Annotated in this window: 15 protein-coding genes; 5 read left to right on the forward strand and 10 right to left on the reverse strand. The window is 54.0% G+C overall.

Annotated elements, in window-relative coordinates; all coding sequences use genetic code 11:
* The first annotated feature begins 10 nt into the window (after window positions 1–10).
* Entirely contained in the window at window positions 11–2,146 is a 2,136-nt protein-coding gene (locus IP581_RS11985; protein WP_193822685.1) for an EAL domain-containing protein, read from the forward strand.
* 99 nt (window positions 2,147–2,245) lie between these two features.
* Complete coding sequence (locus tag IP581_RS11990) at window positions 2,246–3,466, forward strand: sensor domain-containing diguanylate cyclase (RefSeq protein ID WP_193820479.1); 1,221 nt, start codon at window positions 2,246–2,248, stop codon at window positions 3,464–3,466.
* A 55-nt stretch (window positions 3,467–3,521) separates the two neighbouring features.
* Here the strand turns inward: IP581_RS11990 and IP581_RS11995 are convergent, their stop codons facing one another.
* Window positions 3,522–3,710 carry a YdiH family protein gene (locus IP581_RS11995; RefSeq protein ID WP_044489640.1) on the reverse strand — a complete coding sequence of 63 codons (189 nt, stop codon included), beginning with the start codon at window positions 3,708–3,710 and terminating at the stop codon, window positions 3,522–3,524.
* A gap of 404 nt (window positions 3,711–4,114) precedes the next feature.
* Window positions 4,115–5,731, reverse strand: a complete 1,617-nt coding sequence (locus IP581_RS12000) for a peptide ABC transporter substrate-binding protein (protein WP_193820480.1) — start codon at window positions 5,729–5,731, stop codon at window positions 4,115–4,117.
* A gap of 189 nt (window positions 5,732–5,920) precedes the next feature.
* On the opposite strand from IP581_RS12000, the gene mpaA reads away from it, so the two are divergent.
* Window positions 5,921–6,634: a murein tripeptide amidase MpaA gene (gene mpaA / locus IP581_RS12005; RefSeq protein ID WP_193820481.1), complete on the forward strand. Its 714-nt coding sequence runs from the start codon at window positions 5,921–5,923 to the stop codon at window positions 6,632–6,634.
* On the opposite strand, the gene ycjG is transcribed toward mpaA, so the two are convergent.
* Entirely contained in the window at window positions 6,625–7,590 is a 966-nt protein-coding gene (gene ycjG, locus IP581_RS12010; RefSeq protein ID WP_193820482.1) for an L-Ala-D/L-Glu epimerase, read from the reverse strand. The two genes, mpaA and ycjG, sit on opposite strands and share 10 nt — an antisense overlap.
* Before the next feature lie 117 nt (window positions 7,591–7,707).
* Here ycjG and tpx point away from each other — a divergent pair, with 117 nt between their 5' ends.
* A complete protein-coding gene (gene tpx / locus IP581_RS12015; protein ID WP_086868730.1) occupies window positions 7,708–8,214 on the forward strand; it encodes a thiol peroxidase in 507 nt (168 codons plus the stop codon).
* Between the two features lie 49 nt (window positions 8,215–8,263).
* Here the strand turns inward: tpx and tyrR are convergent, their stop codons facing one another.
* The 7 genes from tyrR to pspA all read right to left on the reverse strand — a co-directional run bounded on the left by tyrR (window position 8,264) and on the right by pspA (window position 13,983).
* Window positions 8,264–9,805 (reverse strand): transcriptional regulator TyrR, encoded by a 1,542-nt coding sequence (gene tyrR, locus IP581_RS12020; RefSeq protein WP_086868728.1) that lies wholly within the window; start codon window positions 9,803–9,805, stop codon window positions 8,264–8,266.
* A 143-nt stretch (window positions 9,806–9,948) separates the two neighbouring features.
* On the reverse strand, window positions 9,949–10,998 hold the full coding sequence (locus IP581_RS12025) for a YcjF family protein (protein ID WP_193820483.1): 1,050 nt from the start codon (window positions 10,996–10,998) through the stop codon (window positions 9,949–9,951).
* Window positions 10,995–12,392, reverse strand: a complete 1,398-nt coding sequence (locus IP581_RS12030) for a YcjX family GTP-binding protein (protein ID WP_193822686.1) — start codon at window positions 12,390–12,392, stop codon at window positions 10,995–10,997. Before IP581_RS12030 ends, IP581_RS12025 begins: the two co-directional genes overlap by 4 nt.
* Before the next feature lie 39 nt (window positions 12,393–12,431).
* Window positions 12,432–12,668, reverse strand: coding sequence for a phage shock protein PspD (gene pspD, locus IP581_RS12035; protein ID WP_086868724.1), 237 nt, complete (start codon window positions 12,666–12,668; stop codon window positions 12,432–12,434).
* A 9-nt stretch (window positions 12,669–12,677) separates the two neighbouring features.
* Window positions 12,678–13,037 (reverse strand): envelope stress response membrane protein PspC, encoded by a 360-nt coding sequence (gene pspC / locus IP581_RS12040; protein WP_086868722.1) that lies wholly within the window; start codon window positions 13,035–13,037, stop codon window positions 12,678–12,680.
* Window positions 13,037–13,261: an envelope stress response membrane protein PspB gene (gene pspB / locus IP581_RS12045; RefSeq protein ID WP_086868720.1), complete on the reverse strand. Its 225-nt coding sequence runs from the start codon at window positions 13,259–13,261 to the stop codon at window positions 13,037–13,039. The genes pspC and pspB overlap by 1 nt, the downstream gene beginning before the upstream one ends.
* 53 nt (window positions 13,262–13,314) lie before the next feature.
* Window positions 13,315–13,983, reverse strand: coding sequence for a phage shock protein PspA (pspA, locus tag IP581_RS12050; protein ID WP_016495894.1), 669 nt, complete (start codon window positions 13,981–13,983; stop codon window positions 13,315–13,317).
* A gap of 167 nt (window positions 13,984–14,150) precedes the next feature.
* Between pspA and pspF the strand changes: the two genes are divergently transcribed.
* Window positions 14,151–15,131: a phage shock protein operon transcriptional activator gene (gene pspF / locus IP581_RS12055; protein ID WP_193820484.1), complete on the forward strand. Its 981-nt coding sequence runs from the start codon at window positions 14,151–14,153 to the stop codon at window positions 15,129–15,131.
* Window positions 15,132–15,166: the final 35 nt, after the last annotated feature.

Consider the following 15,166-nt stretch of genomic DNA (forward strand, 5'->3'; position numbering starts at 1 on the left):
GGATTGCATGATGCTCTATGTTTCGTGGGACCCCATTTTGATTGGCATCTCTTTTCTTGTCGCTTTCATTGCTTCATTTGTCGCACTGGATAGCGCAGGCAAAGTGGCGACGTCTGAACCGCGCAGCGCAATATTCTGGCGTTTTTCGGGTGGCGCCACCCTGGGTATCGGCATCTGGTCGATGCATTATGTCGGCATGCTGGCGATGAAAATGCCGGTGATGATGCATTACGACTTAGAACTGACCCTGCTCTCATTTATTATCGCGATGGTGACATCCATCCTTGCTATCAATATTGCCGTGGCGGGCAAAACACTGCCGAAAAATCGTCTGTTGTTCGCTTCCGTGCTGCTCGGTACCGGCGTTGTATCCATGCATTATCTGGGTATGGCGTCGATGATGAGCTTCATCACGATTTACTGGAACGTTGCGCTGATTGCCCTTTCGGTAGCAATTGCCTTTCTCAGTGCCTGGGCTGCCCTTTGGCTGGCCTTTAGCCTGCGGCAAAATACCCATGGCGTCTTTATTAATCGGGTCTTTGCTGCACTGGTGATGGGGGGTTCTATCAGTGCCATGCATTACACCGCCATGAGTGCCGCCACATTCAGTAGCGATGGCACAGGCATTGTGATCCGCGGTCATGCAACGACGCTGATGAGTCATGACGTCGGCGAGTTGGGGCTTTCATTATGGGTAGCCACGACGACGCTGGTGATTTTCGGCATCATGCTGTTTATTTCGATGATTGACTCCCAATTGCGGACATCGCGTTTGACGGACAGCCTGCGCCAGCTTAACCAGCAACTCGAAAAACAAGCCTATTATGACCCGCTAACCGGGCTGGCAAACCGCTCCCAGCTCGACAATCTTCTTGATGCTTGCCTTAGTAAGGCATCGGAGACACGCCGCACTTTCGCACTGATTTATATGGATTTAGATCGCTTTAAACTGGTTAATGATGCCTGGGGACACCACATTGGCGACCAGTTGCTGGTGGCGGTTGCCGGGCGATTATCCGCCTGTATCAGCGATAAAATGTCGCTGGCGCGCCTGGGCGGCGATGAATTTACGCTGCTGGTGCCGGATACTCACGAAGGCGAGGTTGAGACGCTGGTAAAACATCTGGTTGCCACCATTCAACAGCCTTTTTGTGAGCTGAACCATGTCATTAATGTTTCACTCAGCGCCGGGATCAGTTACTACCCGCAGCATGGCGATACGGCGCACGAGCTGAAACTGAAAGCCGACACGGCAATGTATAGCGTAAAACAGGAAGGCCGTAACAGCTGGGCCGTTTTTCATGCTGACATGGCGCAAAAAAACGTCGACGACCCGCTGTTTTTGCAAGATTTATCGCAGGCGTTGTCACGCGATCAATTTGAACTCTGGTACCAACCGCAGTACCACGCACCGGAGCACGCCCTGGCAGGTTTCGAAGCATTGCTGCGCTGGCGTCACCCGACACGAGGTGTTTTGCTACCCGCAACGTTTTTACCGATGCTGGAAAAAACAGGGTTAATCATCTCCGTCGGGCGCTGGGTGATTGATGCCGCATGCAGACAACTGCATCTCTGGAACAACCAAGGGTTTAAACATCTGACGCTTGCTATCAACCTTTCCCCCAGCCAGTTTGAACAGCACGATATATACGACCAAATCACCGATTCACTGCACCGCTACCATATCGATCCCATGCAGTTGACGCTTGAAATCACGGAGAACACCGCGCTGAAAAACATTGAGCGTAGCGTGCAACTGCTTAACCAGTTCGCCCAAATGGGTATCACGGTCGCCATTGATGACTTTGGCACCGGTTACTCCAATATGCTGATGCTGAAACGGTTACCGGCAACAGAGCTTAAAATCGACAGAAGTTTTGTGAAGGATATTCGCGATAACAGCCGCAACGTTAAAATTGTTTCAACGATCATTGATATTGCACACTCGATGAACATGCATGTTGTGGCGGAAGGTATCGAAACGGCCGAACAGCAGGCGTTACTGACCAATATGGGCTGTGCTTATCTGCAAGGGTTTCTTTTTGCCCGTCCTTTACCGGCCGAGAAAGTGGCAGTGCTGCTTCAGCAAAAAAGATTCACTTTATCGCTGGAATGTTCAGATTCGTCACAAAAAAAGCCCGCATAACCCCCTAATTTTCAGGTATGTTGCAAGAAAGTCATTAAATTGCCGCTGATGTGTCATTTGTGACCGCGTTGCAACAGACGTGATTAAGGGGGAGTCGCCATGCTTAAACATCACCTGGATGCGTTGAATGTGCTCTCCACCCCGGTTTGGGTGGTTGCTCCTGACACAGAAGCGTTACTGTTCGCGAATGCGCAAGCGCTGAAAATCGCGGCAGGACGCTCACTCACTGAGATGCGAAACGGAAAATACTCTGCTTATGCGCAACTCAGCCTGGCCATGTACCTGCCCAGCTTGCAAAATCATGAAGATGTGGTCGAAATCTGGAGTGTTTGTCCGGATGGAGAAGAGACCACCATCAGTTGCCGTGTCGTGTTGCGTACGCTAGAAAAAGCCGGTGAAGTGCTGCTGTTTGAAGGCGTGTCAGGTGCTGCTGCGGCGGCGTTAAAAGCGCATCACTCGCCAACGTATCGCCCGCACAAGCAAGGTTTTTACGCCCGCTTCTTTTATACAACATCCGCGCCCATGCTGCTTATCGACCCCATCCGTGATGGGTTGATTGTCGATGCCAACCTTGCGGCGCTGCGTTTTTATGGTTATGACCACGAAGAGATGTGCCAGAAACACACCTGGGAGATCAATACGCTTGGGCGCAGCGTATTACCGGTAATGCAGGAGATTTCACACCTGCCTGGCGGGCATAAGCCGTTGAATTTCATTCATCAACTCGCTGATGGTTCCACCCGGCATGTGCAAACTTACGCCGGGCCGGTTGAGATTTATGGCAAGCGTTTAATGCTGTGCATTATTCACGATATTACCGAACAAAAACGGCTTGAGCAGGAACTGGAATACGCCGCGCATCGCGATGCGCTCACCGGCCTGCTCAACCGCCGCCAGTTTTATCATCTGACGGAACACATTCTGCCGACGGGGCTTGATTTCAGTTTACTGTTAGTCGACGCCGATCATTTCAAAGGCATCAATGATCAGTTTGGTCATCAGAAAGGGGATCAGGTGCTGGTTGAACTGGCGCGAATGCTTGAGGCGAACTGCCGTTCAGGCGATTATGTTTTCCGCTGGGGTGGCGAAGAGTTCCTGTTACTCTTGCCGCATACCACCACGGATATGGCGCTAAACGTAGCGGAACGGGTACGTCTGGCCGTCGCCAGTATCAACATAGCCGATCTACCTGGCTTTACGGTGAGTATTGGTGTGGCACACCATCTGCCGGATGAGAGCATGGATGCGCTCTTTAAACGCGTGGATGAAGCCTTATATCTGGCGAAAAATAACGGGCGAAACCGGGTGCTGGCCGCATGATAACAAGCAAAAAAAAGCGCCCGTCTGACGGGCGCATTGCAGTGATGTTGCTGAGTTAGTGAATACCCAGACGCCAGGCAAAATCAATCTCTTCTTTCAGCTCGCTATGCGAAAGCGTCAGCAAATCCGCAAACTCCAGGCGCAATTGTTTGAGTTTTTTTAAGTATTCCGCCGGTGTCAGCGTGGTTTTGTCGCGACGCAGATATTCAATTGCCAGTTGGGTTGGGTCTAATTCAGTCTCCATAGCATCCTCTTTCGTGGTGAAAACCTGACCACTATAGCACACCGGGCTGTCTGTTTTTTGACCAAAATCGTAAAAAGGCGGCATTTCGCGGGGGAAGATAATTTTCACCCTCCTCCACTTTAAAAAGGTTTGCACCCGTAAAGGATAAAATTAACTTTCCCGATAACGAACGGTTGCGCAAATAACTTGAGATTCTGCTTACCTTACTTCCCCTATTTTCGTCTGCTCAACAAAGCGGCTTTTTTATTGAAAAGTCGGGGAAAAGGGTAAAAATGCGTCTCCTTATTTCCTCCATTGTCCCTTCACATTCCCTAAGTAAAATTTCACCACTCCTGCTCAGACAGGAACCATTCCGTAATCAATGAGTTTCCCCTTACTTCCCGTGACGTAAGGGGATTTTTTTATCAGTGCTTCAGAATATAAAGCGTACGGCTATAGGCCACATCTTCGGGGTTATTGATCGGGTAACCTTTCAGCCACGGTTTAATCAAACGTCCGTTGGTGTACTGATAAATCGGCGCGATTGGCGCTTTTTCCGCCAAAATATGCTCGGCCTCGTTATAATCAGCGTTGCGCGCTTTAGCGTTGGTTTCCAGCGCCGCTTGCGAAAGCACTTTGTCGTACGCCGCATCGTTGAAACGCGGAATGTTGCCGCTGCTGGTCGAATTCAGCACCGACAGGAAGGTTGAAGGTTCATTGTAATCCCCGACCCAAGAGGCGCGGATAACATCAAAGTTGCCGCTGTTCCGGCTGTCGATATAGGTTTTCCACTCCTGATTCTGCAATTTTACGTCCGCGCCGAGGCTCTTTTTCCACATTGATGCTACCGCGATAGCGATTTTCTGGTGGTTTTCTGAAGAGTTATACAGCAACGTCAGTTTCAACGGACGCTGCGGGCCGTAGCCTGCCGCCTGCAATAGCGTTTTTGCCTGCGCATTCAACTCGGCCTGGCTCATCTGTTCAAACTGCGAGGGCTGCGGCGTAAACCCGGCGGTAACATCCGGCGTGAAACGCCAGGCCGGTTTTTCACCGGTTCCCAGCACTTTCTGCGCGATCACCCGCCGATCAATCGTCATGCTCAACGCAAGGCGCACACGCGCATCGGCAGTCGGCCCTTTCTGGGTGTTAAACGCGTAGTAATAAGTACCAAGCTGCGGCGGCGTATAGACCTGTCCGGGGATATCTTTGAGCAACTTTTGATAGAGGTTTTTCGGGAAAGATTCCGTAATGTCGATACCGTTGGCCAGGTAACGTTTGGTGGCTGCAGACTCCTGGTTGATCGGTACAAACGTGACCTGCTGGATAACCGTTTTCGCATCGTCCCAGTAATGCTTGTTACGTTCGAGCACCAGCTTTTCGTTCACCACGCGATCGGCAAGCACATAAGCGCCATTGCCTACCAGGTTGCCGGGGCGCGTCCACTCAGCACCGCTTTGCACATTGGCTTTTTGCACCGGATAAAAGGCAAAACTTGCGGCCAGGCTTGGGAACCACGGCACAGGTCGCTCCAGTTGCACCCGCAGCGTGCGCGCATCAACGGCGCTAACGCCGAGTTTATCCACCGCCTCTTTACCCTCCGTAATGCTTTTCGCATTCGCAATGCCCGCCAGCGCAGCAAAACTGGCAAACGGTGAAGTGGTTTTCGGATCAACCAGCCGCTGCCAGCTATAGACAAAATCCTCTGCCGTTACCGGGGAACCATCTGACCAGCGCGCATCATCCCGCAAGGTAAATACCCAGGTGCGGTTATCGCTGCTTTGCCATTTACTGGCAACGCCCGGCACTATCTCGCCCTTCTCATTCTGATTCACCAGCCCTTCAAAAAGATCGCGAATGACCTGAATTTCCGGCAAACCAACGGCTTTCGCCGGATCTAACGTCGCGGGTTCATCTTTAATATGGCGAACGACTTCCTGTTTCTCGGCCAGTTGGGTACCCGGCGGCACATCGGCTGCCAGTGCACTTGCAGAAAAACCGCACAGCCAGAGCGCGCAGCTCAGCGTTGAAATTCGATGCTTCATGGGATTCCCCTCATTGGTATAACTTCCCGGCAAAAGATGAGGTAATTATTTGTTTTAACTTGAGAGAATGCAAACGGCGGACAGCGGAAAATTGAGGCTGGACGCCAAATTCGCCCTCATGGCATGATTTGCGTCGCATCGCTTTATACTCAACACTTGCTGTAAATAAACGACAATAAAAGGAAGCCTATGCCAGCCACACGTCCGCGTGCTCAACGAGGCGCATTTGCCCCCGGCAGTGAAGAGTTTGGTCGCTCACGGTTAGGCGCGCCGCTCATCTGGTTTCCCGCGCCCGTGGCCACGCGTGAAAGCGGGCTCATCATCGCCGGAACGCACGGTGACGAGAATTCTTCCGTGGTGACGCTCTCCTGCGCGTTGCGTACACTCAACGCGGATTTACGTCACCATCACGTGGTGCTGGCGGTCAACCCGGATGGTTGCCAGCTTGGTCTGCGTGCAAATGCCAACGGGGTTGATCTCAACCGTAATTTCCCGGCGGCCAACTGGAAACCCGGTGAAACGGTGTATCGCTGGAACAGTGCGGCGGAAGATCGTGATGTCGTACTGCTGACAGGCGATACGCCCGGTTCAGAACCGGAAACGCAGGCGCTCTGCCAGCTTATCCATCGTATTCATCCGGCGTGGGTCGTAACATTCCACGATCCGCTGGCCTGCGTGGAGGATCCCCGCCAAAGCGCGCTGGGGAAATGGCTCGCGGATGGATTTTCCCTGCCGCTGGTCACCAGCGTTGGCTACGAAACGCCGGGCTCGTTTGGCAGTTGGTGTGCAGATATCAATTTGCACTGTATCACCGTTGAATTCCCGCCCATCTCCTCTGATGAAGCCAGCGAGAAATACCTTGCAGCCATGACTGCGCTACTGCACTGGGATCCTCAAAGGTGAAGCATACCGGTGCTGAAATGCAGCGCCGGTTCAACATCCACCGCCAGCCAGGTTGGGCCATCAAGATCGGCGAAACGCACCTGGCTGGCAAGCGGCAGCGCCGCCGCGATGGCGCGCGACGTACAGATCATGCAGCCAAGCATTAGCGAGAATCCTTGTTGAGATGCTTCATGCGCCAGCGCCAGCGCTTCGGTTAATCCGCCAGTTTTATCCAGCTTGATATTCACCATTTCATAGCGCCCATGCAGGTGAGCCAGGCTTTCGCGGGTATGGCAGCTTTCATCCGCGCAAATCGGCAAGGGATGAATGAAATTTGCCAGTGCATCGTCCTCACCGGCCGGCAGCGGCTGTTCCAGCATAGCAACACCGAGATCCGCCAGCAGCTGGCAACGCGCGGCAAGTCCTTCACTGTACCAGGCCTCATTGGCATCGACAATTAATGTCGCTTCGGGCGCGGCAGCGCGAATTGCCACCAGCCTTTCGCTGATCAAATGGTCATCCAGCTTAATTTTCAGTAGTTGCGCACCCTTTTCACTGAGTGCGGCGGCGCTGGCCGCCATTTGTTCCGGTGTGCCAATCACCACCGTTTGTGCGGTGACAATGGTTTCCGGCAAACTGACGCCAGCGGACTGAGCCAGCGTGATAGCCGCTTTGCGCGCCTGCAGATCCCACAAGGCGCAGTCAACAGCGTTTCGCGCAGCGCCCGGCGGCAGGAGTGTTTGCAGCGCTTCGCGCGTCAGGTGGTTTTCCAGTTGTGGCACAATCGTCATAATTTGCGCCACGACAGAGGCCTCGCTTTCACCATAACGCGGGTACGGCGTACATTCCCCGGCGGCTTTTACACCATCCTCTTCCAGCTCGACCACCACCACGCGCGCTTCGTTGCGCGCACCGCGCGAAATCACAAATGGCGTATGCAGCGGCCAGGTTTCCTCATACACTTTGACGGTTCTCATTCCTCACTCCTCTGCCGCAGGTCTAAACCAGTATAGATATGAAAATTGGTTTGCCGAGCTCTTCGCGGATGGCATAAACTAGCGCTGACGTTAACTATATGTAAACAGGAAGATATTATGTCACAACTCGTTCATTTTCAGGGCAACCCGGTTCCCGTTGCAGGCGCTATCCCGCAGGCTGGCGCAAAAGCCAGGCCGTTTACGCTCGTGGCTAAAGATCTGTCTGACGTCACTCTGAGCCAGTTCGCTGGCAAACGTAAAGTGCTGAACATTTTCCCAAGCATCGATACCGGCGTTTGCGCGGCTTCTGTGCGTAAATTTAACCAGTTAGCCACGGAGATGAACAACACCGTGGTGCTGTGCATTTCTGCTGACCTGCCGTTTGCCCAGTCCCGTTTTTGCGGTGCTGAAGGTCTGAGCAATGTCATTACGCTTTCGACGCTGCGCAGTGCTGACTTCCTCGAAAATTATGGTGTTGGCATCTCTGATGGCGCACTGAAAGGCCTCGCGGCGCGAGCTGTGGTGGTGATTGACGAAAACGATACTGTTGTTTTCAGCCAGCTGGTCAATGAGATCACCAACGAGCCGGACTACACCGCCGCGCTGGATGTGCTGAAAGGTTAATTAACCTGACGCCCACAAAAAAGCCTCCGCAATGGAGGCTTTTTCTTTTTTACTCGTCGCCCTTCTTCTGGCTCAAACCATATTCCCGCAACTTATTGGCAATCGCAGTGTGCGAAACGCCGAGCCGCTTCGCCAGCTTACGCGTGCTTGGATAGTTGCGATAAAGCTGGATCAGCACCGAACGCTCGAAACGGCTGGTGATCTCATCCAGCGATCCCTCCATAGCATCTTCGCCCACCGGCACCGTGGCGGCGTCATAATCCGGCAGCTGAATGTCCTGAGCGCGCAACTCGTAGCCTTCCAGTTGCGTTAGCGCACGGTAAATAGCGTTTTTCAACTGACGCACATTGCCCGGCCAGCCATAGCGGTTAAGCAATTGATGCACATCCTGCGACAGTTTGGGCCGGGGAACGCCCTGCTCATCGGCAAAACGGGCGACAAAAAGCTCAGTTAGCGGCATGATATCCTGCGGACGATCGCGCAGCGGCGGTAAGTTCAGCGTCAGCACATTCAGGCGGTAGTAGAGATCTTCACGGAACAATCCCTTTTGCACCAGCTCCACAAGGTTACGCTGTGTTGCGCAGATCACGCGCACATCCACATGCACTTCATGATCTTCACCCACACGGCGGAACGTGCCGTCATTGAGAAACCGCAGCAGTTTTACCTGCATACGCGGTGACATTTCGCCAATCTCATCAAGCAGCACCGAGCCGCCATTCGCCTGCTCGAAAAAGCCCTTTTTTCCTTCCGGCGCGTGGCCAAACAACTCGCTTTCAACGGACTCTTCCGGAATCGACGCGCAGTTCAGCGCGAGGTAAGGTTTTGCCGCGCGCGGGCTGGCAAGATGGCAGGCATGCGCCAGCAAATCTTTACCAGTGCCGGTATCGCCAGTGATCAGCAGGGGCGCGGTGAGCATCGCCAGTTTCCGCGCCTGTTCCACCACCTGACGCATTTTCGGGCTCACGGCGACGATCTGACTGAAGGCGCTAACATCCTGTTGGCTCAGGTTTTGTAACTGGCGGCCCATACGAATGGTCGAACGCAGCATCACCACCGCACCGGTCAACACCGGTTCGCCGGTTTCGCCTTCAAGGTGTACCGGCGTTATCTCCATCAGGAAATTTTGCCCGGCGATAACGACATGCTCGTTATGCGAATTCTGCGGGTTACTGTCGAGCCAGCGCTGAAAATTAAACCCTGCAATCAGCTGTACCGCGTTGTGGTTGCGGAGTTTGTCGGCATCCAGAGCGAAAAGCTGGCAACTGGCCGGGTTCGCCAGTTCCACTTTGCTTTTCATATCCAGCGACAATACCGGCTCCGGCAACGCCTCAAGCAGCGCGCTCATCGCGCGGTGTTCGCGTTCGGATGGCATCCACAGCACGGTACGCACATCCGTCACGCCGGGAATACGGCGAATTTCAGCCATCAGGCTGCTGAAGGTGGTAAATTCGAGCGCGGCGAAATTTAGGTAGATCCGCCCGACAGGGTCAATTTCTATCCCGCGCAAGTCGATACCGCGCAGCACCAGTAAATCCAGTAATTCGCGAGTCAGACCAAGCCGGTCTTCACAAAAAACTTCAAGACGCATGGGAATTCGCCCTTATTCATTCACGTAATGAAAGGATGATAAGCCACTTCGCGGTTTGCAGGAAGCTATCTGTCAACAATTATTGACAGTTTGCGGAGAAAAGCGGCACTGCGGCGTAAAGGTAAACGCGCAGCGCCGCTTTTTTAGTCGGCGGGTCGTTTCTGAAGCGTCTCTTTTAGCTGGCTAATCAACTGTCGGCGGAAATCGCCAAGGCGCGGTTTATCGTCATCAAGCCACGGCAGCGGACGGCACAGTTCCATCGCTTTAATACCCAGGCGCGCCGTCAACAACCCGGCACCAATCCCCTGCGCAGCACGTGCCGAAAGCCGGGCCGCCAAATCCTGCGATACCCAGTCCATGCCAATTTCACGCACCAGTTCGCTGGCGCCCGCGAAGGCGATATTCAGCAGCACCAGGCGGAACAAACGCAGGCGGCTGTAGTAGCCGAGTTCGATGCCGTACAGCGTGGCGATACGGTTGATAAGTCGCAGATTGCGCCAGGCGATAAAAGCCATATCGACCATCGCCAGCGGGCTGACGGCTATCATCAGCGCGGATTCCGCCGCCGAGCGGCTGATTTCACGCCGTGCCTGCGTATCCAGCACGGGCTGAACCAGATGCGCATACAGACTGACAATTTCACGATCGTTATGTGTTTCGTGGATTGCCGCATACCAGCGCTGTAGCGCCGGATGTGACTGATCAATGCCTGCCTGCTGCGCCAGTTTTTCGCAAAACGCCCGCCCTTTTCCGGTCGCATGGCTGTGCAACAAATCACGCGCTTCATCGCGTTCTTGCGCGCGCTGGCGCAAACGCCAAAGCCGTCGCCACTCGCTGGCAACCGAACCGACACCGGCGCCAACGATCAGCGCGCCGGCGGCGCAGCCGCCCAGTGCAACCCAGTCCTGCGTTTGCCAGGCGTTCATGGCCCACTGCACGCCCTGACCCACCACGCTTACGCCAAACAGCGTCAACCCGGCGGTAACCATTTTGCGCCACAGGCTCCGTTTTGGCTGCAGCGCGGCCTCAACCACCGCTTCAGCCTGCCCCTCTTCCGGTAGTTCATCAACCAAAGTGGGAGCAAAGTTTTCCGCTTGCTTATCGTTAAAGGTTTGCGCGCGCTTAAACTGCACGCTGTTTTCCGCTTCCAGCGGGCCTGCGAAATCGATTCTCGGTTTTAGCGGCTCGGTCATCGCAATTTATCTCCAATCAAAAACTCCAGCGCCGCATCCAGGCGAATATGCGGTAGCGGTGTATCGACATCCACCACCGGCGGGCGAAACGCCTCAAAGTTAAATCCTTGCTTGTCCCAGAACGCCTGCCCCGGCAATCGTGCGGGCACTTCACCCGGATAGAAAGTTAACGGCGCGCCATCACTCAAACGATGCCCTCGCAGCGCCGGGATCTTCTCGCCATTCACATCAATAATGCCGCTTTGCGTCGCCTGCACAGAAGCCAGCCCCAGACAATCCATACTGATGCCTTCAAACGCCGCATTTTGCCAGGCGTCCTGGATCAACTGCTGCAGCAGCGACACCATATTGGCGTGCTGATCGACCGTAATATGATCGGCTTTGGTGGCAGCAAATAAGAGTTTGTCGATAACCGGCGCAAAGAGGCGGCGAAACAGCGTGCGCTGGCCGTAGTGGAAACTTTGCATCAGTTGCGTGAGCGCAAGCCGCATATCATTAAAGGCCTGCGGCCCGTTGTTCAGCGGCTGAAGGCAATCGACCAGCACAATCTGGCGATCAAACTTGAGGAAATGGTGTTTATAGAAACCTTTGACGACCTGCTCGCAATAATAGTTGTAACGTTCGCGCAGCATCCCGGCGTTGGTCTGTTTACCCGCCTGTGCGAGTTTCGCTTCCCCGGTACCGTCAACGTCCGGCCACGGGAAGAATTGTAGCGCAGGCGCGCCAGCCATATCGCCGGGCAGGACAAAACGGCCGGGTTGAATAAAGTGCAGGCCTTCTCGTTTGCACTGATGCAAATAGTCCGTCCATGCCGCAGCGATTTCTGCCAGCCGGTTTTCGTCTGCCGGGGCCAGCGGATCGAGATCCGCGCACAATTTCTGCCATTTTTCCGACCATGCCAGCCTCTGTCCCTGCAACAAGCCGGTCATTTGCCGCGACCAGCTCAGGTAATCCTGCGCCAGCATCGGTAAATCCAGCAGCCATTCGCCGGGATAGTCGACAATTTCCAGATAGAGCGTGGAAGTCTCTTTGAAATGGCGCAGCAGCGAATCGTTAGAGCGAAAACGTAGCGCAAGGCGGATTTCACTGACGCCGCGCGTCGGCGTCGGCCAGACCGGCGGCGATCCATATAACTGCGCCAGCCCTTCATCGTAGGTGAAACGGGGAATACCAAAATCACGCTGCGGCACGCGTTTTACGCCGAGCAGCCGCTCTTCGCGCACGGCGCTTAGCAGCGGCAGACGTGAACCTGCGTGAATGTTCAGTAATTGATTAACCAGTGCGGTAATAAATGCGGTTTTGCCACTGCGGCTCAGGCCGGTTACCGCCAGTCGCAAATGCCTGTCCATTCCGCGGTTAACCAGCGCATTCAATTCGTTACGAAATCGATCCATCGCCATTGTGTTTCGCCTTAGAGCTTCAGCCGTAATTCCTTATTTTATCTCGTTTTGCGACATGAAGCGGCGAGAAAATTTATTCGCGGCGCGCTTCAACAGCGGCTCCAGCGCGAACGCCAGTAGCAGCTTAACCGGGCGTCGGGCGACGGATTTCACCGCCCAACCCGCGACACCTGCCGGGCCATAGCGCAGCGCAGTCAGCAACGCCAGCTTACCGACAATCTGCAAACCGGGTTTGACGTTACGGTGAACCTGTTGCCAGCGTTGATTCATATTTTGCTCCTATAACTGACGGAAACGGCTGCGCAGCGAGAACGTGTCTGACGTGACATAACGCTCCATCTGGCGCAAACGGGTTTCTCCCGCGGCAAGTTGTGCGTCTACCGCATCCAGTAATTCGCTGCTGCTCGGTACCTTTTCGCTCTCGGCATAATTGTCCGGCAGCGGATCAAGCACAAAAAACAGCACGATATACGCCGCCACAACAAAGAAAAACAGCCCGAAAAACATCGCCAGAATGGCGAGAATACGCACGACTTTGACGCGAATATCCAGATACTGCGCGATGCCCGCGCAGACACCACCGATTTTTCCGCGCTGCGGGATGCGCCATAACTTTTTATTAAGATCGAGGGTTGCCATTAGCGGTCTCTCCAGTTCGGGTGCTCAGCATCAAGAATATCTTCCAGCGCCTGAATACGTTCACGCATTCTCGCGGCCTCTTCGGAAAGCTGAAGTAAGCGCTGCTGCTCGTTCTGGTTAAGCTCGCCGCGTGAAGTGCGATTGTTGTAATGCAGCCATAACCAGACTGGCAACACAAACAGAATGAAAAGGGTCAGGGGTATAGCCAGAAACAGCGTGCTCATGTGTACTCCTTACAGCGGATGAGGAGCGGCATCTTCTGATGCCGCCGTTATTATTATTCGTTGTCTTGTTTCATTTTGGCTTTCAACTGCGCCAGTTGCTCGCTGATTTCGTCATCGGCACGCAGTTCTGCAAATTGCTGATCCAGCGATTTTTGCTTACCAAAGCCATGGCTTTCCGCTTCAGCTTCCATCTGGTCGATACGACGCTCGAACGATTCAAAGCGCGCCATCGCTTCATCCAGTTTGCCGCTGTCGAGCTGACGACGGACATCGCGCGATGAGCTGGCCGCCTGGTGGCGTAACGTTAATGCCTGCTGGCGGGCGCGGGTTTCGCTGAGTTTATTTTCCAGCTCGCCGATCTCTTTTTTCATCCGCGTCAGGCTTTCATCTACCAGGGTCACTTCCTGCTCAAGCGTTTCAATCAGCGCTGTCAGTTTTTGCTTTTCAATCAGCGCGGCACGCGCCAGATCGTCTTTATCTTTACGCAGCGCCAGCTCGGCTTTCTCCTGCCACTCGGCCTGCTGCGCACTCGCTTGCTCAATGCGACGCGTCAGCTGTTTTTTCTCCGCCAGCGCACGCGCTGAAGTCGAACGAACCTCCACCAGCGTATCTTCCATCTCCTGGATCATCAGACGTACCAGCTTTTGCGGATCTTCGGCTTTTTCCAGCAGTGAATTGATGTTGGCGTTCACGATGTCGGCAAAACGAGAAAAAATACCCATAATCTGTTCCTCTTGATTTCTGTAATCGGGCTCAGCCCTGCTGCTGGACTATTACAAACACCGTGCCAACTTTTTATCTTATTGAATATAAAGCAGATGAATAGTTTTACCGCAACGATAACTTAGTCTAGAGTAGTTAATATCACTAACTAGTGGCGAATTTCATCATGTCGGAACAAAAGGATAACTTGCTCGGCGAGGCCAACAGCTTTATTGAAGTGCTGGAACAGGTTTCGCGCCTCGCGCCAATCGATAAGCCGGTGCTGATCATTGGTGAACGTGGTACGGGTAAGGAGCTGATCGCAAACCGTTTGCACTTTCTCTCTTCGCGCTGGCAAGGACCGTTCATTTCGCTTAACTGCGCGGCACTGAATGAAAACCTGCTTGATACCGAACTTTTCGGCCATGAAGCGGGCGCGTTCACTGGTGCGCAAAAGCGCCATCCGGGCCGGTTTGAACGTGCCGGTGGCGGAACGCTGTTTCTTGATGAACTGGCTACCGCGCCAATGCTGGTGCAGGAAAAGTTGCTGCGGGTGATTGAATATGGCGAGCTGGAGCGCGTCGGCGGAAGCCAGCCGTTACAGGTCAATGTCCGGCTGGTTTGCGCCACTAACGCCGATCTACCGCAAATGGTACAGGACGGCACATTTCGCGCGGATTTGCTCGACCGGCTGGCCTTTGATGTTGTGCTTCTGCCACCGCTTCGCCAACGCCAGAGCGACATCATGCTGATGGCGGATCATTTTGCGATTCAGATGTGTCGGGAACTGAAATTGCCGCTCTTCCCCGGTTTTACCGATCGCGCGCGCGACGTACTGATGGGCTATTCATGGCCTGGCAATATCCGCGAACTCAAAAACGTGGTGGAGCGCTCGGTTTACCGCCACGGCAGCAGCGATACGCCGCTTGACGACATCATCCTTGATCCTTTCAACCGTGACATCACCAGCCAACCACAAACTGAGCGGGAAGCGGCAGAGTTACCGGCGTTGCCGCTGGATTTACGCCAATTCCAGTTCGATCAAGAAAAAGCGTTGCTGCAAACCAGCCTGCAGCAGGCGAAATTTAACCAAAAACGCGCGGCGGAGTTGCTCGGGCTCACCTACCACCAACTGCGCGCGCTGCTCAAAAAGCACCAAATAAGCTGAAATCGCCGACAATAACAGCAGTCGTAAGCAGACAT

The sequence above is a fragment of the Kosakonia pseudosacchari genome (genome assembly GCF_015167415.1).
In the GTDB taxonomy this organism is placed as follows: Bacteria; Pseudomonadota; Gammaproteobacteria; order Enterobacterales; family Enterobacteriaceae; genus Kosakonia; species Kosakonia pseudosacchari.